Below are 21196 nucleotides of genomic sequence, written 5' to 3'. Positions count from 1 at the left end.
TTAGTCCTCTACGTTCAAGCCCATTGAGCGAGCAGAACCCGCAATAGTACGTACTGCTGCGTCCAGATCAGCGGCAGTCAGATCCGGCTCTTTAGTCTTGGCAATTTCTTCCAACTGAGCACGGGTAACTTTACCCACTTTTTCTGTGTTTGGACGGCCTGAACCGCTCTTGATACCCGCAGCTTTTTTCAGCAGGTAAGAAGCAGGAGGCGTTTTTGTTTCGAATGTGAAAGAACGATCTTCGTATACCGTAATTTCTACAGGTACCGGAGCGCCTTTCTCAAGGCTTTCTGTTTTCGCGTTGAACGCTTTACAGAATTCCATGATGTTCACACCATGCTGACCCAGTGCAGGACCAACTGGTGGAGAAGGGTTTGCAGCACCAGCTGCAACCTGAAGCTTAATTAAGCCAGTTACTTTTTTAGCCATTTTGCTTACTCTCGTGTTTGGGTCTAGCGCCTCGCAAATATCGAGATTATTTGCTCCAACGGCTCCCCGTTCCGTTTAAAAGGGCGCGTAATGTACAACAATTAGCCATGCACCGCAAGCCCTGTATTGGTTATTTTTTGTGGTTTCCCCCAACGTTTTCCATATCCGCTAAAAAAGCACTTGCCAGTGGCGATTTGACTATCTCAGCTTTGGTCAGGCTATTGTCCCAGTAAATGGCTTCGCTGTTGGCAAGGATTATCAGTGCCAACTGACGTTCAGGAACCCGCAGGTACATGGCTGAGTAACCATTTTCCGGGTCCCATCCGCTATGCCACATCAGCTTATGGCTCCCTGTTTTTTCAAAATACCACCCATAGCCATAGGGTGCAGGAGAACCATCATTGAAGGTGGGCCAGCGTGATAAGGTATCTTTCACATTCTCAGGCAATACGTCTCCTTGCATAACGTAGCGCTCGAATTTTACCAGATCAGACACAGTTGAGACGATACCTGCCCCGCCTGCAATGTGTTTATCCGGTTGCGCCAGCTTTATCAGTCTGTCTTCTGGTGTGATGTTAAAGCCGTCTGCCATGCGCTGTAATACCCTGGCTTTCTGTGGGTCCCACATACTTCCCATGGTATCGGTCATTCCAGCCGGACTCAGCAGGCGTTTTTCTATCTGGCGTCCGAGTTCATTGTGCCTGCCCTCCACGGCATCTACCCCGGCTCCCAGCTTGTGTTCTAAATGTCTGGATAACCTTGAGTACAGGATGGGGTTATACATGAAGGTAGTCCCCGGCTCGCCATTCGACTGATGTTTGAGAATGTGGTCAATCGTGATTCCCGGGTCGCAGGTCATTCCCGCTGCAAACGGAATTGTGGTTGACGCCAGCCATTCGCATAAACCGGTAAAGTCTGGCGTGTCAGCGGCGCGTTCTTCCAGGTCAATGCTATTTTCGTGTGCCAGCGCCAGGTAGGTCATCGCGACGAACGGCTTCGTAACCGACGCAATCCAAAACGGTGTATCCAACGTGACAGGCACTTCCTTATTTTGCTCTGCATAGCCATGCGCAAACTGCCATACAGGTTGTCCGTCGTACACTACCGCTGCAGCAACACCCGGAATGTGATGCGTGCTGATATGTTGTTTGAGTGCATTTTCGAGTAGCGGCCACTCAGAATCAGGTTCATCAGCGTGGGCAGATGCGCCACTAAGCACCGATAGCTGTATGAACATCGTGAGTAAGGTAGTAAAACGATACGCTCTGGCAAGGCCTTTCTTCTTACCTTTCCGCCCAGAGATTGATTCCATACGCGTTGTTTGCATCATAATCACGTCCTTTGAATATCGACGTTGCCACGCTATCACGTTCCTTTCCTCAGGCTAACTACTGCTGACATATTCATTGTAAGCAACGGTTACGGATGCATTAGAAACTTGTCATTTTAGGCTGTTCATTTGACGTACCGCCTGTGCGCAACTATCACTTACCTTCGGAAGGATTTCGAATAAGGAGTTGCGATGGCGGCTTATGATGATATTGGACAAATAATCGCCAGCAAAGATATTAGTGTAAACAAAGAAACGTTTTACCTGTCTATACTGACCGAGCTGGATTCACTAATGGAAGATGTCATTGGCACAGAGGAGTGTCGCGGCTTTCTTGGGATGGTAGCAGATAAAATCAGCGTGTTGTTCCAGCATCAGTATCAGCAAGCAGTGCCTGATATGCTGATGTCTCCTTTAAACATTGCGCATATCCTTGTTGACCTTAAACGGCGTATTGGCGGTGAATTTAGTATCCGCAGTGTTTCGCCGGTAAAAATTGTGCTTCACAATAAACGATGTCCGTTTGGCGACGCCGTAATTCAGAGGCGTTCTCTGTGTGCCATGACAGCAAATGTTTTCGGAAAAATCACCTCTGATGCCACCGGATATGCCGCAATCGAGCTGGATAAGACTATCGCGAATGGCGATGGGCATTGCAACATTATTATCCATCTTAAACCTGACAACGTAGATCATGAGATTGCCTATGAGTTTTTCTCTGGATAAAGAGGACCTGGAAAAACATATCAGCACCCGGGCAATCATGGAAAATATCACAGAGGCTGCGGTTATCACAGATCACGCTGGCAACGTACTGCATTACAACAACCGCTTTTCTGAGCGATTTTACGGAGGCCAGGTGGGCGATGCGTTACCGCAGTTTGCCGAAGTGATATCCCGCCACGGCTCTGTCAGTGAAATATTGCAGCGCGCATTACAAAAAAACGGACTAATTCCGTTTCGTATTTGTTTCCGAACGCAGTCTTACAAGGATCCTGTTACACCCGCTTATGCGTCAATGCTTCAGTCCCGGTTAACCGGTAAACCGATGGCAGTGCTGGTTCAGCTTGATGAGCAGCTTTCCCGGTTTACAGCAAGGCTTCGCGATATTGCTGAACAAAAGCGTTCGCAGGGAGCGATGTTGCGTAAAGCCCGTCTCGAGTCCACAACTGATCCGTTAACCGGCTTAAACAACCGGCGCTTTATCGCCAGCTATCTGGAGCTTTACTGGCACAACTATCAGCGCAGTAGCGACGACTGCACGGTCATCTTCATTGACCTTGACCACTTTAAAAAAATCAATGACCAGTACGGCCATGACGCTGGCGATCTTGTTTTAAAACGATTTGCAGAATTGATGCGCCATGCTGCACGTGACGGCGATGCGCTGGGTCGTTGGGGAGGCGAGGAATTTATTGCAGTCCTGCCGCAATGTACTGTCGATCAATCCGCTATTTTTCTCACCCGTCTTCAGAATATCCTCAAAGGGCAGATATTTAACCGGGATCGGGCCCCATTTTCCGTCTCTTTCAGCGCAGGAGTTGCAAGCTTATCGCAGTCGCGCTCAGTTGAAGATGTCATTCGACTGGCTGACAATGCCGTATATTCTGCAAAAGAAGGAGGGCGCAACCGATTTGTTATCCACCGAAAAGACATGTTATGGGAATGACAGAAGCAGTCTTTTCCTCGGTTGAAGCCCGGTTTTGATTATTTGCGCGTGTAAGGCTGGCATAACTTTTTTATTCGGTTGCACCTGACAGCGTCTGATGAGCTTCCATAGACCGCCTGCCGCTTTTCAGAACAGACACAAAAAAAGCGACCGAAGCCGCTTTTCTATATTCAGTTAAAAAGACGCTTAGCCTTTTTCTACCTGACCAAATTCCAGATCTACCGGGGTAGAACGACCGAAAATCAGTACCGACACTTTCACGCGGCTTTTTTCGTAATCGACTTCTTCTACCACACCGTTGAAATCGGCAAATGGACCATCGGTAACGCGAACCACTTCGCCTGGTTCGAACAAGGTTTTTGGCTTTGGCTTATCCACCGATTCTTCAAGACGGTTAAGGATAGCGTCAGCTTCTTTCTGTGAAATCGGCATAGGACGGTCTGATGTTCCGCCGATAAAGCCCAGCACACGAGGAACGCTTTTCACCAGGTGCCATGAATCTTCATTCATTTCCATTTCTACCAGCACATAACCAGGGTAGAACTTGCGCTCAGATTTACGCTTTTGCCCGGCACGCATTTCAACCACTTCTTCGGTGGGTACTAAAACCTGACCAAAATAGTCTTCCATGCCATGCATTTTGATGTATTCAAGCAGCGTTTTCTTTACGCGAGACTCATACTGAGAATAAGCCTGTACCACGTACCATCTTTTTTTGTTTTCTTCAGACATACGTTACGCTCCTATTCCCGTGATAAAACTTACCAGACGCACCAGAATGCCATCAATACCCCACAGCACCAGCGCCATGACCAGTGTTGCGGCCAATACGATAAGCGTGGTCTGGTTGGCTTCCTGACGTGTGGGCCAGACAACCTTGCGCACTTCCATGCGAGATTCTTTGGCAAAGTTCAGAAAGGTGCTGCCCTTTTCCGTGGTAGCGGCAATAAAGCCAGCGATAACCACAACAACAACAGCAACCAGTGCACGATACAGTACGGAAATTTCACCGTACATGGTATTGGCGGTTACCAGTCCAGCAAGCAGTGCGAACACTACCAGCCATTTTAACATGTCCAGTGGGTTGGACTGTTTTTCCGTTTTTTCGCTCATGTCACGATCCTAGCACTACTGCGTCGTTTTAAATCAGCCGCGAAATTACGCGGCTGACGAATAATCTGGCAGGGGTGGAGGGATTTCCTCAGATACATCCTGTATCTGACCGCAAGCGGCGCATAAGCGGCACAAATCGTTCCCGACGATTTGTCAAACCCCGATGGCGGTTCTCACCCTCCACCGTTATGCTCTCCGATTGCGTTTGGGAATTAATCCATCCTGCAACGTATCAATTTCAAAATTTGGCAGGGGTGGAGGGACTCGAACCCCCAACCATCGGTTTTGGAGACCGCTGTTCTACCAATTCGAACTACACCCCTAAATGTCATTATTCATGACAAATTTTACTTACACTGCCCTTGTGATAGTAGCGTCATTTCTGAGGAAAGTGCGGTATCGCAAGGGAGGGAGGCGTATTATACTTAACCGCCCCTCAGATACAAGCGCTTTATGCCACCATCACATATTTGCTTTTATCGCCTTCTCAGGGCTTATTCCACGCCAATGAAACCTCCCGTCTGATGCGCCCACAGTTTGGCATAAATGCCGTTCTGCGCGACCAATTCAGCATGCGTGCCAGATTCCACAATCTGGCCTTTATCTAATACGAGCAAACGGTCCATCTGCGCAATGGTCGACAGGCGGTGCGCAATCGCCAGCACGGTTTTGTTTTCCATCACCTTGTTCAGGCACTCCTGGATCGCAGCTTCCACTTCTGAATCCAGCGCCGATGTTGCTTCATCGAGAATAAGAATGGGCGCATCTTTAAGTAACACTCTGGCAATAGCAATGCGCTGGCGCTGACCGCCGGACAGTTTAACCCCGCGCTCTCCAACGTGCGCGTCATAGCCGGTACGACCTTCGCTGTCAGATAATGACTGAATAAATTCGTGGGCTTCGGCCTGTTTGGCGGCAGCCATCATTTCCGCTTCCGTCGCATCCGTTTTGCCGTAAATGATGTTGTCACGCACCGAGCGATGCATCAACGACGTATCCTGTGTCACCATACTTATTTGCGAGCGCAGTGCTTCCTGTGGCACGTCATAAATGCGTTGACCGTCTATCAGAATGTCACCGCTTTGCGTGTCATAGAAGCGCATCAGAAGATTCACCAACGTCGACTTACCGGCCCCGGAACGCCCCACTAAACCGACTTTTTCACCCGGTTTAATGCGTATATTCAAATCTTTAAACACATTGATAGGCAAGGCGTCGTTACCCTGATACGAGAAATCCACCTGTTTAAAGTCGATACTTCCGCCTGCTACCGTAAGCGGCGCAGGTTTGTCTTTATCTTTGACACTCACGGGTTTTGCGAGCGTGTTGATACCATCCTGCACGGTACCTAAATTCTCAAACAGTGCGGTGACTTCCCACATGATCCAGTGTGACATGCCGTTCAAACGCAAACACAGGCTGATAGCCACCGCGATATCACCGGGTGAGACAATGCTCTCCATCCACAGGTAAATCGACATAGCACCTATGGTAAATATCAACAGCGCATTAGCCATCTCGACACAGAATTCCAGCACCGTCACCAGACGCATTTGCGGATATACCGTGGATAAGAAATTTCCCATACTTTCACGGGCATAGTCTGCTTCGCGCTGACTGTGGCTGAACAGTTTGACGGTGGTGATATTAGTGTAACTGTCAACGATACGCCCGGTCATGATAGAGCGTGCATCGGCCTGTCGCTGCGACACTTTTTTAAGCTTAGGCACCAGCACTTTCAATATCATTACGTAGACAACAAACCACACCAGAAGCGGCATAGCCAGACGCCAGTCGGTCGCAAATATCAGCACCACCATAGATATGAAATACACACTGATGTACACCATCAAATCGAGTAGTTTCATTACGGTTTCGCGCACGGAAAGGGCGGTTTGCATTACTTTGGTGGCAACGCGTCCGGCAAATTCATCCTGAAAGAAACTTAAACTTTGCCCCAGCAAGTAGCGGTGTGCCTGCCAGCGAATGCGCATGGGATAATTCCCCAGCAGAGACTGACGGCTTAACAGTGAACGTAGGAGGATAAATCCGGGGATGAAAACCACCACGGTGAGGCCCATGCCGATTAGCGTCCATTTTTCATTTTGCAGAAAGGTACTGCGATCCTGCTCAGAGAACCAGTCGACCAACTGGCCTAAAAAGCCAAACAGCGCCACTTCCAGTACCGCCACTATCGCGCTGAGTACTGATACTGCCAGAATGACTTTCCACATGCCCTGCGTGTAGTAGCGACAAAACGCTAAGATCCCCTTCGGAGGCTGGGTAGGTTCGGCATCGGGAAACGGCTGCGTGAGACGCTCGAAAAATGAAAACATAACTTCCTGCAATTAAGTGATGGAGCCCGGAGGGCCCATACTTTACCTTGCAGAGGTTTGACAGTACAGCGCAGGTCGGGCATCGCACTGTTAAGCTGCAACTCGCCGCTCCGACCTAAGAAAATTCAGCATGGCGTCGCAGCGTGATTTCAGCCAGGTTGAATTGGCGTCAGTCTTCCTGAAAGCCCAGTTCTGCAAGAATTGATTCCACCTTTTCACTGTGCTGAGCCTGCCACTCATCTAACGTCATACCGGCGTCTTTGTCGGCGCGCTTTTTCGCTATGGCAAAGGCGTCTTCCGCTTCAGCTTTTGGTATAACAGCGATGCCTTCTTCATCGGCTATCACCATGTCGCCAGGGTTTACCAGTACTCCACCACAGGTTATCGGCTGGTTAAGCGGGCTTAGCTGCTTCTTAGCGCCGGGTTTTGGCACCACGCCATAGGCGTACACCGGGAACTGCATGTCACGCACTTCCGCACCGTCTCGTATCACGCCATCGACTACAAAGCCTTTGATACCGCGGCGCTGCGCGATAGCGCACACATTACCACCCGCCACCGCAAAGGCGTCGTCGGCTTCCACCACAATAATATCGCCGGGATTAGCGCGATAAATGGCCGCGTGCAACATAAGATGGTCGCCCGGCTCGCACTTTACGGTGAAAGCCGGGCCAGCAATGCGCGGCGCACCGTCCCACAAGCAACGAATCTGATAATCCATAAACTGTTTACGAGGAAGGGCATCTGCATAATCGCAGACCGAAACTGCTGCATAATCCGTGGTCATAAAGCACCTTTTTTCTGGTTGGACGTTATTAGGAGATTACAGGGCAAACTGACCTGTAAGCACCGCGACCGGAATACATGATTTGTTGCTCACTATATCAGTCAACACAAAGAAAGTTGTTACAACATATGTATGTTCACTATAAACCGCTTTTTTGATCATCCACTCCGTGCTAGAAAAGTGGTCTCACCGTGTTTAACACACCCGTATTAGTAGATGCGTAAACGGAAGGGGCAGACAAGCCTCTGGATTTACTGGCCTGCAGTCAGTCACTTTCCCAAGCGCACCCGTTTTAGGATAACACCCATGGGCAGAACATTACTTAGCCTCAGTGTGGTACTGGCATTATCCGCCTGTAGCCCGCAAAACAGTAAAACTACCTCAACCGCGACAACGCCAGCAGCAAAGCAGGAACAGGCTGAGCAGAGCCTTACTTCCGGCGTGATCGAAGAAAATATGGATACCTCCGTCGATCCTGGCGATGACTTTTTCCGCTATGTAAATGGCAAGTGGGTGGACTCACTGGAGATCCCTGCTGATAAATCTTCTTATGGCAGCTTTACTATCCTGCGTGATGAGTCTCAGGATGACGTGATGGCGATCATCAAAACGTCTGCCGAAGGCGATTTCAAAACCGGCAGTGACGAGCAGAAAGTGGGCGATTTTTATCGTGCTTATATGGACATGGAAACCCGTAACGCCAAAGGTATGGAACCCATTGCCAGTGAACTGGACATGATTGAGGCCATCTCGAATTACTCTGAGCTGGCATCGTACTTTGCTTATGCTAATCGTTACGGCTTTGGTGCGCCATTTGCCATGGGACAAACCCCGGACTTCAAATCTCCTGAGCAATACATGATTTATACCTGGCAAGCCGGGTTGGGTCTGCCAGAAAAAGACTATTACTTTAAAGACGATGAAGCGTCGCAGAAAATTCGTGATGCTTACGTGAAACACATCGAAAAAATGTTCACGCTGGCAGGCTTTGAACAGCCAGCAGAAAGCGCAAAGAAGCTGATGGCGTTAGAGACTACCATCGCCGAACTGCACATGAAGAAAGAGGACACACGGAATTGGGCGGCGAACTACAACAATGTTGAAGTGGCTGAACTCAAAACCCTGATGCCTGAGTTTGACTGGACCGCATTTCTGGCGCAGGCCGAGCTGCAGGATCTGGAATCCGTCGTGGTTCTGCAAACCGATTTTATGAAGCAAATTGACGCCCTGATTGCCAATACGTCGCTGGAAGACTGGAAGACCTTTCTTCAGTGGGGACTGTTGAATGCTTCTGCAACACGCCTGACACAAGATCTGGACGACGCCAACTTTGCTTTCTACAGCACCGTATTAAACGGCGTGGAAGAGCAGCGTCCACAATGGCGCCGTGCTGTTGACCTGTTAAATAACCATGTCGGCGAAGTTATCGGTAAAGTGTATGTGAAGAAGCACTTCCCCCCTGAAGCGAAAGCTCGCATGCTGGACATGGTGAATAACCTGCTACTGGCATACAAAGACAGTATTGAAGAGCTTGACTGGATGACCGATGACACCCGTCAGCAGGCGTTGGATAAGTTATCCAAATTCACAGTGAAAATTGGTTACCCTGACCAGTGGAAAGACTACTCTGCCCTTACAGTAGAAGCCGATGATTTGTTCGGTAACCTGAAGCGCTCCGCCGATGCGCAATATGAAGAAATGCTGAAGAAACAAGGCGGCCCGGTCTGGAAACATGAGTGGGGCATGACACCGCAAACCGTGAATGCCTATTACAACCCGACACAAAACGAGATCGTGTTCCCTGCCGCTATATTGCAGCCGCCATTTTTCGATATGAATGCGGAAGATGCCGTCAACTACGGCGGTATCGGTGCGGTTATCGGCCATGAAATCGGCCACGGGTTTGATGATTCGGGCAGTACCTTTGACGGTGACGGTGTACTTCGCAACTGGTGGACTGATGCGGATCGCAAAGAGTTTGAAAACCGCACTGCCGAGCTGGTTTCTCAGTACAACGAGTTTGAGGCGCTACCGGGCTTATTCGTTAACGGCGAATATACACTGGGCGAAAACATCGGCGACCTGGGCGGTATCAGCATTGCACTGAAGGCGTACCATATGTCATTGGACGGCGAAGAATCGCCTGTCATGGATGGCTTTACGGGCGACCAGCGCGTATTCATTGGCTTTGGTCAGGTGTGGGCAAACAAGTATCGCGATGAAGCACTTCGCAGCCGTATTCAGACCGATACGCACTCTCCCGCACATTTCCGGGCAAATGGTGCGGTGCGTAACGTACCTGAATTCTATCAGGCCTTCGATGTGGAAAAAGACGACGAGCTTTATCTGCCGCCTGAAGAGCGTGTCAAAATCTGGTAACAACTTAAAAAAACGACAAAGCCGGCTTTCGCCGGCTTTTTTTGTCTAAGCTTGTCGATGTATTTCTTTACTCTGCGAGGTCTGTCTGGATGCTGAGCTCAACATGATTGTGTCCGCGCATTCGAAGACAACCAGCGGGCTTACTCCACGATTTCAGCCTGCAAACTTGCCAGTGCGGATACCGCTTCTTCGGCGCGACTTTCCGGAACAAATATGTGGTCATGGTAATAGGCCGCCACCACATTTGCACTGATGCCAAAATGCGTCAGGGCGGCGGTCATTGCTGACGTCATACCCACCGCATCAAGACTCGAATGTACCTCACAGGTGATACAGCGGAATTTGCCTTCAAACGCCAGCGCGTTTTCCTTCGCGTAGCCCACCTCCGTAATCAGCGTAATACCTTCCTTTTCACGAAACATGCCTTTTACACGAGGGTCCAGTAACGCAAGCTGCTCAGGCTCGGTAGTGGTGACAAACACATAGGTTTCATCGCTCAGCACCGGCATCAGATTTTGCAGCAGCGTTGCCAGTACAACTTCTCCGGACATGATTTCTCCTGTTTGAGGTTAGTATTATCAGACGCGTTATTCGTCTGATAACGGAATGTGCTAAATTGATCACCGACAAACGCCGCAATAACACCATAACATGGCGCGGTTCAGACATTGTCGGAGACGTTGGCAAGTGAGGGTAACCTGCGCGCTAAGCCTGTTCACTGCCAGGCAGCAGGATATCATAACGCCACCTGCCCAGCGAATTCAAACCTGGGGCAGCGAGCGCCAGTAAGGGCGCACATTGCGCAACATTGTGCGCGTAAAATTCCGCACATCACATGCTACGCCGACGCGCCTAACCGGAAGCCTGACTTATGGATCCGCGCGGTTACTGCTAGCAAAAAGCGTTTAACTGGTCAGGCGCTTAGCCCTTATCCGCTTGCCTTTGATTTTGCCTTCACGGAACAGCCGCATCGCCCGCTTAACACTGCGCAGTTTGATTGCGATGTAGCTCTGGCTGCTTTGCACGGCAATGTTGCCAATATCTTCGCCAGGGACTTCAGCATCTTTGGTGAGCGCCCCCACCAGGTCGCCAGGCCGCAGCTTTTGCTTTTTGCCAGCCTGCAGCACAATGCAATCGTACTCGGGCTGGACAATACGGTTTTTGTGAAAACGTAACGCCTGCGCGCCTTTCTCCGGGATGGCAGACGCCGCGCGCTCAGTAATTTTCTTCCAGTGGAACACGTCTTCGGGGGTTAACAGCGTGACTGCGATACCTTGCTTCCCGGCACGCGCCGTACGACCGATCCGGTGCACATGGGCCTCAGGCTCTTCACTCACTGAGAAATTGACCACACACGCAACATCTTCAATATCCAGGCCGCGTGCGGCCACGTCCGTAGCCACCAGCACATTCAGCGCATCACTGGCAAAGCGCATTAACACATCCGTGCGCGCCTGCTGCTCCATATCGCCCTGCAGCCCGTCGGCACTGAACCCTTCGGTAATCAGCTCATCGACGACTTCTGCTACCTGTCTGCGGGTATTACAAAACACAATCGCGCTGGCGGGTTGATAGTGGGTCAGTACGGCCTTTAGCGTCTGCATTTTTGTGTGAGGCAGCGTCTCGTAAGCCACCTGCTCGATGGCCGGCGTATGGCTTTGTTGCGAGGTAACATCAACGTGCTCAGCCTGCTGCAGATAGGTTTGCGCTATGCTGGCAACCTCGTCAGTGTAGGTGGCTGACATCAGCAAGGTCTGCACCTGGGCGGGTACAGCAGAAAATATAATACTGAGATCTTCCTCAAAGCCCATATCCAGCATGCGATCGGCCTCGTCCAGAACGCGACAGCGAATGCCGCTCAAATCCAGACGACGACGCTGAACGTGGTCCATTACGCGCCCCGGAGTACCAACAACAATGTGGCTACCGTGTTTCAGCGACTGAATCTGTGGCCCCATCGGCTGGCCGCCACAAAGCGTCAGCACCTTCAGATTGGGGATATACCGGGCAGCCATTCTTACCTGCTCTGCTACCTGTTCCGCTAACTCACGGGTTGGACACAATATGATTGCCTGAGGATGAAACAGGCTGGTATCAACAGCCTGAATACACGGGATCGCGAAGGCCAGGGTTTTCCCGCTGCCGGTTTGCGCCTGTGCCATGACATCTCTGTTATCAAGCGTAATCGGCAGCGTGGCTGCCTGGACTGGCGAGAGTTCAGTGATGTGGTTGTCTTTCAGCGAACGAACGATATCCGGATGAACCGGCAAGCTGTCAAAGGTAGCCAACTATTTTTCCTTTTTCCAAAGATTCACGATGCCATTATCAACGTGTTGAATTAGATTGTGGCGCTGCATCATTTCCAGAGACCAGGCCTGTGACCATTCCCGATAGGCCTCAGACTGCTTAACCTTTTCAGCAGCACTGCGCAGGCGCTCCGCCAGCAAGGGGTTGGTACCCGATTTAGACAGCGCCAGATACGTATCTGTTGCCTGATAGTTCAGTGCCAGCGACACGTCATCACAAGACCGTTCGAGGCTTTTGCAGGCCACATCTACCGCCCCCTCAGAACCAAATATATAGTCAGCATCGTGACTCAATAGCGCTGCCATTGCCGTTTCCCAGGAATCAAAAGACAGCGTTTTCAAACCGGCTTCACGCGCCGCTTGTCCGCGATAGTCCTTTCGGATAACAGCGATGGTGGCATCAGCAGGAACCTCTTTCAGGCTGTTAACCGCTGGCGCATCGATGGTGTATAGCCCATGCATATTGCGCGTAATTGGTGTGATCCAGTGAAACAATGTCTCTCTGTCAGGCGTGCGCGCCACAGAGAAGGCCAGCACATTCGGTTTGCGCGCGGCCTCGCGCATAATACGCTCCCACGGCGCCGATAAAATAGGTCGTTCAAGATCAGCCTCTGCCAGAATGGCCCTGACCAGATTTGCGGCATAGCCCGTTACCTCGCCTTTTGCGTCTGGCTCACTGAAATGGCGGACATAATCCGCAATTACCCACAAATCGTCAGTCTCGAGAGCAAATGGTTGCTGAAAACTGATCACCCCTTCACTGACTTCGACAGCCACTCCCATTTTGTCCAACTTGGGAAGGACTGTCTCAAGAAGAGTGTCAAAGGCAGAAGAAGATTTGTATCGTGTCGCGGCAACGGTCAGCTTCGCGGCAAGCGCGGCGTTATCAGGATGCTTTGGTAACACCAGATAGTTGTATGACGTGTTCCAGTCGATAACAGGAACCAGGTCACCGCAATTTAAGCGGTTTCGCTTGCAGATAAGTTGTAAACCAATATGCGAGAAGAAAACACCATCTGCCCGGTCTTTTAACACAGCGCCAATGGCTTGTTCCCAAGAGTTCAGCGACATCACGTGAGCAATGTCGTTATCTTTGAGAATGGTTTCCCGGTAGTCGCCGCGCATGGCGCTGACAGTGCCGATATCTTTCAGGCGAACGACCGAACGTCCGACGACAGGGTGACTTCGTTTCACAAACATGGCGACATGGCTTGCCGTCATGGGCGTGATCCAGTAGTAGTCATCTTCTCTGGCGGGCGTGCGGGCGACCGATGTTGCCAGCATCAAATGGTCTTTTTCCATTGATGACAGCACCCGGGAAAACGGCATAGTGATGAGAACAGCGGTTAGCCCGGCTTCGTTCAGAATACCCTGTACAACGCGAACGTTAAAACCTTCAGCGTTACTATCAAGATTCTCGCTGAAAACCGGCAATGGCGATACCGCGACGGTAATGGTGTCACTGGCACGAGTTGCCAGAGAAACCAGTAAGGCCAGTAGTATCAGCCAGGGGAGTTGCCAGTAAGACCGCTTCATTATACTTACCCTTTACGCCAGCGACTATTCCAGCTTCCACTGCAATGTCTGACCTGCATAGAAAGGCACCATGTCGGTGCCATCTGGCAGTGACACGGAATCAGGTACCTGCCACGCAGTTTTTACCAGCGTAATGGTGCCGGTATTTCTGGGCAAACCATAAAAGTCAGCGCCGTTTTCGCTGGCAAACGCTTCCAGTTTATCCAGCACGCCCAGCTGCTCAAACATCTCAGCATAGAGCTCTATCGCACTCCAGGCGCTGTAACAACCCGCACAGCCACAGGCATTTTCTTTTTTGTGACGGGCGTGCGGAGCAGAGTCGGTACCCAGGAAGAACTTTCGATTCCCCGAAGCAACCACGTCCTGTAGCGCCTTTTGATGAATATTCCTTTTAAGTACAGGAAGACAGTAGTTGTGAGGACGTACCCCGCCTACCAGCAAATCGTTGCGGTTAAGTAGCAGGTGTTGCGGTGTTATCGTAGCACCTACCTTGTCACTGGCATCTTTAACAAAGCTTGCCGCATCTGCCGTGGTGATATGCTCAAATACCACTTTCAGACCCGGGAAGGCCGCTACGATAGGCTGCAGGTGGGTATCGATAAACACTTTTTCACGGTCGAATATATCGATATGGTTTTCTGTCACTTCACCGTGAATAAGCAGTAACAGGCCGTGCTCCTGCATCGCTTCAAATACCGGGTACAGCGCTTCAATACCGGTGACTGCCGCATCCGAGTTGGTGGTTGCACCAGCAGGGTAAAGCTTACAAGCCACCACACCGGCGGCTTTTGCCTGTGCTATGTCGTCTGGCGTCGTCGTGTTTGTTAAATACAGCGTCATCAGCGGTTCGAACTGACTGGCTTTAGGACGGGCATCAAGTATGCGCTGTTTATAGTCCATTGCCATACCGGCGGTAATTACCGGCGGTACCAGATTTGGCATAACAATAGCACGGGCAAAGCACCGTGCCGTGGCCGGCACTGTCTCTTGCAACATATCGCCGTCGCGAAAGTGCAGGTGCCAGTCATCTGGCGTTCGGATAGTAAGCGTCTGCATGAAACCTCATCTCTCGTTCTGCTGTCAGCCGCCCAAGCGGCTTATGTTCACTGTAATAGAACGGCAGTCTTACCGCTGCCGTTTTGTATTCGCTATAACCTGTGTTGTGTCGTCAGTTGGTCCGTCAGTCAGGCTACAGGCGTTTTTCACCTGTCCGCCAGCCGAACCACACATGTTTTACGTTTTGTGTTTGCAGTCTGTAACCGCAGTGTGGATATGCCTGCAAACGCTGGGCACGGCCCGGATGTTATCCAGGCCGCGCGCCAAGACCTAACTTTTCTTGGTATAGGCGGCGATGATAACGATACGCGTACCGTTCACTCTGCCTTCGATATGCGCGGGGTTATCGCTCAGGCTGATATTCCTGACCGGCGTGCCGCGCTTCGCGGTGAAGCCCGCACCCTTGACGTTAAGATCTTTAATCAGATGCACGTTGTCCCCCGGCATCAGTGGAGTGCCGTTGCTATCCAGCGTCGGTTCACGCGACTCGTCAGCAAGACCGGCCTCTGCCCAATCCTTAATGGCATCATCAAGATACATCATGTCCAGCAGGTCCTGCGCCCAGGTCTCACTACTTAGTTTTTTCAGCATCCGGTAGGCGATAACCTGTACGCCGGGCACCTGCGACCACATGGCATCGTTCAGACAGCGCCAATGGTTCATATCAATATCCTGCTCACCGCTCAGTTGCTCTCGACAGCTTTGGCAGGCAAGGATAACGCTATCGGCGTCTTCTGTAGCCGATGACGGCACGACGTAGGTTGCGAGTGATTCTGTGCTACCACATAACTCACAGACACCATTTGCCCGTGCAACAATTCTTTCTTCTAACACGCGTAAATTTCCCTTTGTTAACTACCGGCAGTATAACAGAACACGTGGTGCGATGCTGTGCTTTCAAAGAGAGATAACAGCGTGCTGACGATTACGGGGAAACGCCGGAACGAATGCGCCGGCGAGAGAGTAAAAGTGACAATATGGTGCCCGGTGCACGTATGCTCGGGCAAGCGCGGTTGAGGAAAGAAGTGTACAGCTTCGATGTAGCCTGAAAACTATTCCTGTGGGCGGTTTTTCTGATCCACGTAAATCAGATCACCGGTTGCATAGCCTTTTTGCGCGGCTTGCGATACCAACGCGTCAACCGTTTCGTCCGGCAGCGTGGGCGTTCTTGATAAAATCCACAAATAGTCTTTGTCAGGACCGGTGACCATCGCGTAGTCATAGCTGTCGTCCAGCGTGAAAATCACATAGCTGGCGTAAAAGGGGCCGAAAAATGACACTTTGAGGTGTCCCACGTTTGGGGCATCGACAAAATAGGCTTTTCCTTCTGCCTGTTCCCATTCTCCCGACTCTGCCTTGTAGCCGCGGTTAATGACCGAAATCCCGCCGTCATCACGCGGTGAGTACTGCGCAGTCACGTGTGACAGCCCTTCCTCAAAAGGGTGTGGCAGACGGGCGATTTCATACCATTCACCAAGATAGTTATCGAGCTCAAAGTTCTGAATCGGTTCGACATTTTCTGGTTTCCCGGTGCAGGCCCCGAGCAGCAACAGCATACTTACCACCCCACCCCATGTGATTCCCTTATACCACTGCATTGCGTTTCTCCAAATGTAAATAGTGTCCGGTTTTGTATAACAGCGTTGCGCCCTGGCTGCCGCTGGTAACCACAGTGTGGTCGTCAGGCGAAAATCGCAACCAGCCAGGCGAGGCAATCGTGGCCTCATTGACAATGAGCGAGCCTTCGACGATCAGAATTTCCCGGCCCTGTGCAGCATGAGTGCAACGCCACGGAGTATCCCCGTCAAGCTGCACCATCATCGTGTTTTCCTGATGAAACTGGTGCAGTAGAAACGTCTTTTCTGCAGGTACCTTTCCCTGATTCCAGTGCCAGTGTGACCGGTCCACCACTATCTGACGTTTGTCACCAGGCTGGAAATAGCACAGTTTTACAAACAGCGTGCAGCCGGGTTTCGATGACGGTGTGTGTGATGTACCTGGCGGATTACGGAAATAACTCCCGGCTGGGTAGTCACCTTTTTCGTCGCTGAACACACCGTCCAGCACAAAAATCTCTTCCCCTCCGGTGTGCACATGGGGCGTAAACGACGAACCGGGATCATAGCGTACCAGCGATGTCGCTCGCCCTGATTCTTCTCCTTCGCGCTCCAGTTTTTTACGCCAGACACCCGCTGCGGGTGATGCCTCCCACTCCATCGTGGTGGTATCAACAAACACAGATTCTGAATAGTTTTGATTCAACATCGACTTACCTGCTTCTTTTTGTCTTTTTACAGCGTCTATGGCATGTGGTGGCTAATAAAAGCGCAATAGCCTGGCTGTGGTAACGAATACGAATTTGTATAAACATGATACACATACTCCCGAGGAACCATTCTGTATCAGTCTCTTATACCCATCCGTAACAGTGTGTGCTCACTTAACGCGCACAGTTACGGATGGGAATTACATACTTTTCCTAACCCAATGCCTTCATGCTACGCTACATCGCAAAGTTGAAATAATAAAACATAAAAAGGTAATTTCGCATGATGAACGCATTGTTTCCGTCCGCCAGCAGGCTGGTATATGGCTGTATGGGCCTTGGCGGTGACTGGGATCAATCACCTCCCACTTCTGAACATGTAACGCAGGCAAGAACAGTCATCGATTCAGCGCTGGAAAACAATATCACGGTATTCGACCACGCTGATATTTATACCTTTGGAAAGGCCGAGACCGTATTTGGTGCGGCACTCAAAGAAGCTCCGGCACTTCGCGAAAAAATGATTTTACAATCAAAGTGCGCGATACGGTTTGAAGACGAGCACGGCCCCAAGAGATACGACTTTTCCAAACAATGGATTACGTCCTCCGTCGAAAACAGCCTGTCCCGCCTGCATACCGACTACCTGGATATTCTTTTGCTCCATCGCCCGGATCCATTAATGGAAGTAGATGAGGTCTGTGAAGCGTTGTCTGCGCTAAAGCAAGATGGAAAAATAAAGCAGGTCGGCGTGTCCAACATGCACGGACACCAGATTGCTTATTTGCAACACGCTCTGGATATGCCGGTGGTGGCAAATCAGATAGAAATGAGCCTGGCGTTCCGGGACTGGGTGGAAGACGGCATGACAACCGGCAGCATGGAAAACCGCTCGATGGGCTTTGCGCCCGGCACGCTGGAATACTGTATGCACAATAATATCCAGCTACAGGCGTGGGGCAGCCTGGCTCAGGGCCGTTTTAGCGGTGGGCAGTTCCAGCACGACAACGACAAGGCTGTGGCGGCGCTGGTTTCGACCCTTGCAGCCGAGTATCAGACAACATCTGAGGCTATTGTGCTGGGCTGGCTGATGCGCCATCCTGCCAATATCCAACCCGTTATTGGAACCACCAATCCGTCACGGATAGACGCGTGCGCCAAAGCCTGCGATGTCTCTCTGTCTCGCGAACACTGGTACGCTCTACTGGAAGCCGCTCGCGGACAGGAAGTTCCGTAAATGAATATTAACGGCATTCACCATGTGGCGATCATTTGCAGCGACTACCCTAAATCCAGGCAGTTTTATACTGAGGTGCTGGGTTTCACAGTCATAGCCGAAAACTATCGCGAAGCGCGGCAGTCATATAAATGTGACCTGGGACTGCCTGACGGCACCCAAATTGAGCTGTTTTCGTTCCCTGACGCGCCGAAAAGACCTTCCCGTCCTGAAGCGCAAGGTCTGCGTCACCTGGCTTTCAACGTCAATGATCTGGATGCTGCCATCGCCTCACTGCATTCTCACGCTATCGAATGCGAGCCTGTCAGAGTGGACGAGTACACCGGCAAACGCTTTACATTTTTTGCCGATCCGGATGACTTACCGCTGGAACTGTACGAGATGCGTTAGTAAGTTGCACGCCAGCAACTGCGCTGGCGCGTTTCTGCGCTTAGCGAAGAATAAGCGATCAGGCGCCGGTCTCATCCAGCAGCGCAAGCGCCCCAAACAACCCTGTCCGCCCCTCCAGACCAGGCAGCACCAGAATGTTGTCTACTGCAACACCGTCAGGAAATACCACATAGTCTTTCAAATAGTCATTTGTGCGTTTCACGATACGCTCGATGAGTCCTGGCGTTTGCATTACCCCGCCGCCGAACACGATCTTTTCTGCACTGAGCGTGACCAGAATATTATGGCTGAACTGGGCAAGCACATCGGCCAGCCCATCCCAGGCAGGGTGATCACTCCCGAAAGTATCCGAAGGTTGGCCCCAGATTTTGCCTAAAGCGGTACCTGATGCCAGCCCTTCCACGCAGTTCTCGTGGAACGGGCAGACCCCGGTCTGCCCCTGCGGCGGCGTTACCAACATATGGCCCATCTCCGGATGCACAGCACCATGCACAGGCTTGCCGTTGATCACCAGACCACCGCCAACCCCGGTTCCCACTGTGACATAGACAGAAACCTGCGTCCCTTGCGCAGCGCCCCAACGGTACTCAGCAAGCGCAGCAGCATTTACGTCGGTATCAATTTTTACGTCTACGCCAAGTGCTTCCTCAAAGTGACTGGCCAGCGGCGTGTTCGACCAGAATGGTTTGGGAGTTTGCGTAATAAACCCGAATGTCTTTGAGGCCGGGTGTAAATCCAAAGGACCAAAACTCGCAATGCCAAGACGCGCAAAGTGGTGCCCCTGCTGCCGCTGCGCAGCAAAAAAATCCACACACTGGGCCAGCGTCTCACCGGGAGTGGTGGTGGCGATACGCTGTTCACCAAGAACACGTCGGTGCCCATCGACGATAGCACAATTAAACTTGGTGCCACCGGCCTCTATTACCGCGTAGCAATTATCCGTTAGCGCCATATTCTGATGCCTCAATCTCGGTCAGTCGTTTCTGGGTTGGATTTTTCAGATAGTTATACACCAGTCCGATGAATAACAGGGAAGCAAAGCCGGTGGCGACGATAAAGCCATACTTGGCATCACCGCCCATACTGTCACTGACAATTCCCATGATCAAAGGTCCTGCTGCGGCACCGGCTGCAGTGAAGAACAGGATCACGCCAGCAACGCTGCCGTGCTGATGCTTTGGAAAGCAACTAATACCTTTAGAATTAAACGTAGGATAAATCACCGACATGAAAATGCCTGAAAGTGGGAATAAGTAAAGTGCCACCTGCTTTCCGCCAGCCAGGCCAAAGCCAAAACACAGCACGATTGCCCCACTGAATACCATGAGTACCAGCGCCCAGTTAAAATGTGACATCATCCAGATACCCACAAACCTGCCCGCAGCGCGCAAAACAAAAAAGGCGGTCACTGAGTAAATTGCCAGCGTCCGCGCCATGCCGTCTGAATAGCACTCGTAGGTCGCTTGTACCGACATGGCGTCACAAATCAAATAACTCGGCATCCATACATAAATCGCACTTTCTGCCGCCACATACAGAAATGCGCCCATGGAAAAGCCAAACGCATAAGGGTTTTTCACCAGAGCCAGGCTTTGTTTTACCGACACCTGTTCGGCTTCGCTGCGATGGGTTCTGACATAGCTTGGATAGCGCACCAGCAGCGCTACCACAATCAACAGGGTGCAAACCCCGCCGGCAATCACGTAAAGCCACTGCCAGGCAACGCCTTGATGGATCAGGTAAGCAACCAGCAAAGGTCCGATAATGGCCCCGACACCAAAAAAGGCCTCGGCACCGTTCATGGTAGACGTATGCTGGCGCGTGGAAGTAGAAATATCGCCAATCAGCGCCAGTGCGCCGGTTTTAAATATACCGACGGCAATACCGGATAAGGTCATCAGACTGACGATAAAGACAAAGTCGTTGGCAATCATAAAGCTGTAGCAGGCGATACCAAACACGGCCAGGCCAATAATAATGGTGGGTTTTCTGCCAAGCTTATCAGCAAGAAAGCCTAAGAATAGTCCTGATAACGCAATTCCTAACATAGGAAGCGAGTGCATCAGGCTGGCCTGAGCATTCGTGACGGAAAACGCGATTTTCACTTCCTTGATGATTTCACCAACGGAATCTGACGTCATCGCAAACATCATGAACATCAGATAAGTCAGCCAGCGAATCACCTGACTATTTTTGGTATTACCTGTCATAACGAGTTGTATCCTCTTTACCGGCGAGCCGGACATCCTCGGCATCACCTGCGCTCATTCTCAATGTGACACATAACACATTATTAACAAGACAGACCCGTGCCTTAATGCATTATTCCTGCGTCTTCACCACCGAAAAATCGAATTAAAAG

General features: G+C 51.0%; 20 protein-coding genes and 1 tRNA gene. 5 read left to right on the top strand and 16 right to left on the bottom strand.

What is annotated here, in order from left to right; all coding sequences use genetic code 11:
- Positions 1-429 carry a 50S ribosomal protein L11 gene (gene rplK / locus JKP77_RS11295; protein ID WP_169211502.1) on the bottom strand — a complete coding sequence of 143 codons (429 nt, stop codon included), beginning with the start codon at positions 427-429 and terminating at the stop codon, positions 1-3.
- 130 nt (positions 430-559) lie between these two features.
- On the bottom strand, positions 560-1759 hold the full coding sequence (locus JKP77_RS11290; protein WP_218311277.1) for a serine hydrolase domain-containing protein: 1200 nt from the start codon (positions 1757-1759) through the stop codon (positions 560-562).
- Positions 1760-1951: 192 nt separating this feature from the next.
- On the opposite strand from JKP77_RS11290, the gene JKP77_RS11285 reads away from it, so the two are divergent.
- A complete protein-coding gene (locus tag JKP77_RS11285) occupies positions 1952-2485 on the top strand; it encodes a methanogen output domain 1-containing protein (protein ID WP_218311276.1) in 534 nt (177 codons plus the stop codon).
- The gene (locus tag JKP77_RS11280; protein WP_218311275.1) at positions 2466-3428 is read left to right on the top strand and encodes a sensor domain-containing diguanylate cyclase; all 963 of its coding nucleotides are present in this window, start codon (positions 2466-2468) and stop codon (positions 3426-3428) included. Before JKP77_RS11285 ends, JKP77_RS11280 begins: the two co-directional genes overlap by 20 nt.
- A 186-nt stretch (positions 3429-3614) precedes the next feature.
- Here JKP77_RS11280 and nusG read toward each other — a convergent pair whose 3' ends face one another.
- The 5 genes from nusG to JKP77_RS11255 form a co-directional block, all read right to left on the bottom strand.
- A complete protein-coding gene (gene nusG / locus JKP77_RS11275) occupies positions 3615-4160 on the bottom strand; it encodes a transcription termination/antitermination protein NusG (RefSeq protein WP_218311273.1) in 546 nt (181 codons plus the stop codon).
- 3 nt (positions 4161-4163) lie between these two features.
- Positions 4164-4541, bottom strand: coding sequence for a preprotein translocase subunit SecE (secE, locus tag JKP77_RS11270; RefSeq protein WP_218311272.1), 378 nt, complete (start codon positions 4539-4541; stop codon positions 4164-4166).
- A gap of 246 nt (positions 4542-4787) precedes the next feature.
- Positions 4788-4864, bottom strand: a tRNA-Trp gene (locus tag JKP77_RS11265).
- Between the two features lie 171 nt (positions 4865-5035).
- Positions 5036-6877 carry an ABC transporter ATP-binding protein gene (locus JKP77_RS11260; protein ID WP_218311271.1) on the bottom strand — a complete coding sequence of 614 codons (1842 nt, stop codon included), beginning with the start codon at positions 6875-6877 and terminating at the stop codon, positions 5036-5038.
- A gap of 169 nt (positions 6878-7046) precedes the next feature.
- On the bottom strand, positions 7047-7664 hold the full coding sequence (locus tag JKP77_RS11255) for an RraA family protein (protein ID WP_218311270.1): 618 nt from the start codon (positions 7662-7664) through the stop codon (positions 7047-7049).
- A 306-nt stretch (positions 7665-7970) separates the two neighbouring features.
- On the opposite strand from JKP77_RS11255, the gene JKP77_RS11250 reads away from it, so the two are divergent.
- On the top strand, positions 7971-10043 hold the full coding sequence (locus tag JKP77_RS11250) for a M13 family metallopeptidase (RefSeq protein WP_218311268.1): 2073 nt from the start codon (positions 7971-7973) through the stop codon (positions 10041-10043).
- 140 nt (positions 10044-10183) lie between these two features.
- Here JKP77_RS11250 and JKP77_RS11245 read toward each other — a convergent pair whose 3' ends face one another.
- From JKP77_RS11245 to JKP77_RS11215, 7 genes are all read right to left on the bottom strand, one after another.
- Positions 10184-10594 (bottom strand): ACT domain-containing protein, encoded by a 411-nt coding sequence (locus tag JKP77_RS11245; protein ID WP_218311267.1) that lies wholly within the window; start codon positions 10592-10594, stop codon positions 10184-10186.
- Between the two features lie 354 nt (positions 10595-10948).
- The gene (gene dbpA / locus JKP77_RS11240; protein WP_218311265.1) at positions 10949-12331 is read right to left on the bottom strand and encodes an ATP-dependent RNA helicase DbpA; all 1383 of its coding nucleotides are present in this window, start codon (positions 12329-12331) and stop codon (positions 10949-10951) included.
- Complete coding sequence (locus tag JKP77_RS11235; protein ID WP_218311264.1) at positions 12332-13885, bottom strand: substrate-binding periplasmic protein; 1554 nt, start codon at positions 13883-13885, stop codon at positions 12332-12334.
- A gap of 24 nt (positions 13886-13909) precedes the next feature.
- Positions 13910-14941: a dihydroorotase gene (gene pyrC / locus JKP77_RS11230; protein ID WP_218311263.1), complete on the bottom strand. Its 1032-nt coding sequence runs from the start codon at positions 14939-14941 to the stop codon at positions 13910-13912.
- Between the two features lie 270 nt (positions 14942-15211).
- Positions 15212-15775, bottom strand: coding sequence for a PhnA domain-containing protein (locus JKP77_RS11225; protein ID WP_218311262.1), 564 nt, complete (start codon positions 15773-15775; stop codon positions 15212-15214).
- Between the two features lie 218 nt (positions 15776-15993).
- Positions 15994-16539 carry a lipocalin family protein gene (locus tag JKP77_RS11220; protein WP_218311261.1) on the bottom strand — a complete coding sequence of 182 codons (546 nt, stop codon included), beginning with the start codon at positions 16537-16539 and terminating at the stop codon, positions 15994-15996.
- Positions 16526-17206 (bottom strand): cupin domain-containing protein, encoded by a 681-nt coding sequence (locus JKP77_RS11215; protein ID WP_218311260.1) that lies wholly within the window; start codon positions 17204-17206, stop codon positions 16526-16528. The genes JKP77_RS11220 and JKP77_RS11215 overlap by 14 nt, the downstream gene beginning before the upstream one ends.
- Before the next feature lie 287 nt (positions 17207-17493).
- Here JKP77_RS11215 and JKP77_RS11210 point away from each other — a divergent pair, with 287 nt between their 5' ends.
- Positions 17494-18444: an aldo/keto reductase gene (locus JKP77_RS11210; protein WP_218311300.1), complete on the top strand. Its 951-nt coding sequence runs from the start codon at positions 17494-17496 to the stop codon at positions 18442-18444.
- Entirely contained in the window at positions 18445-18834 is a 390-nt protein-coding gene (gloA2, locus tag JKP77_RS11205; RefSeq protein ID WP_218311259.1) for an SMU1112c/YaeR family gloxylase I-like metalloprotein, read from the top strand.
- A 58-nt stretch (positions 18835-18892) separates the two neighbouring features.
- Here the strand turns inward: gloA2 and JKP77_RS11200 are convergent, their stop codons facing one another.
- Entirely contained in the window at positions 18893-19786 is an 894-nt protein-coding gene (locus JKP77_RS11200) for an ROK family protein (RefSeq protein ID WP_218311258.1), read from the bottom strand.
- The gene (locus JKP77_RS11195) at positions 19770-20993 is read right to left on the bottom strand and encodes an MFS transporter (protein WP_218311298.1); all 1224 of its coding nucleotides are present in this window, start codon (positions 20991-20993) and stop codon (positions 19770-19772) included. The genes JKP77_RS11200 and JKP77_RS11195 overlap by 17 nt, the downstream gene beginning before the upstream one ends.
- Positions 20994-21196: the final 203 nt, after the last annotated feature.

The organism is Alteromonas antoniana (assembly GCF_019249295.1).
GTDB lineage: Bacteria > Pseudomonadota > Gammaproteobacteria > Enterobacterales > Alteromonadaceae > Alteromonas > Alteromonas antoniana.
Note: the sequence above shows the minus strand (reverse complement) of the source record. Positions and strands in the feature narration are given on the sequence as shown.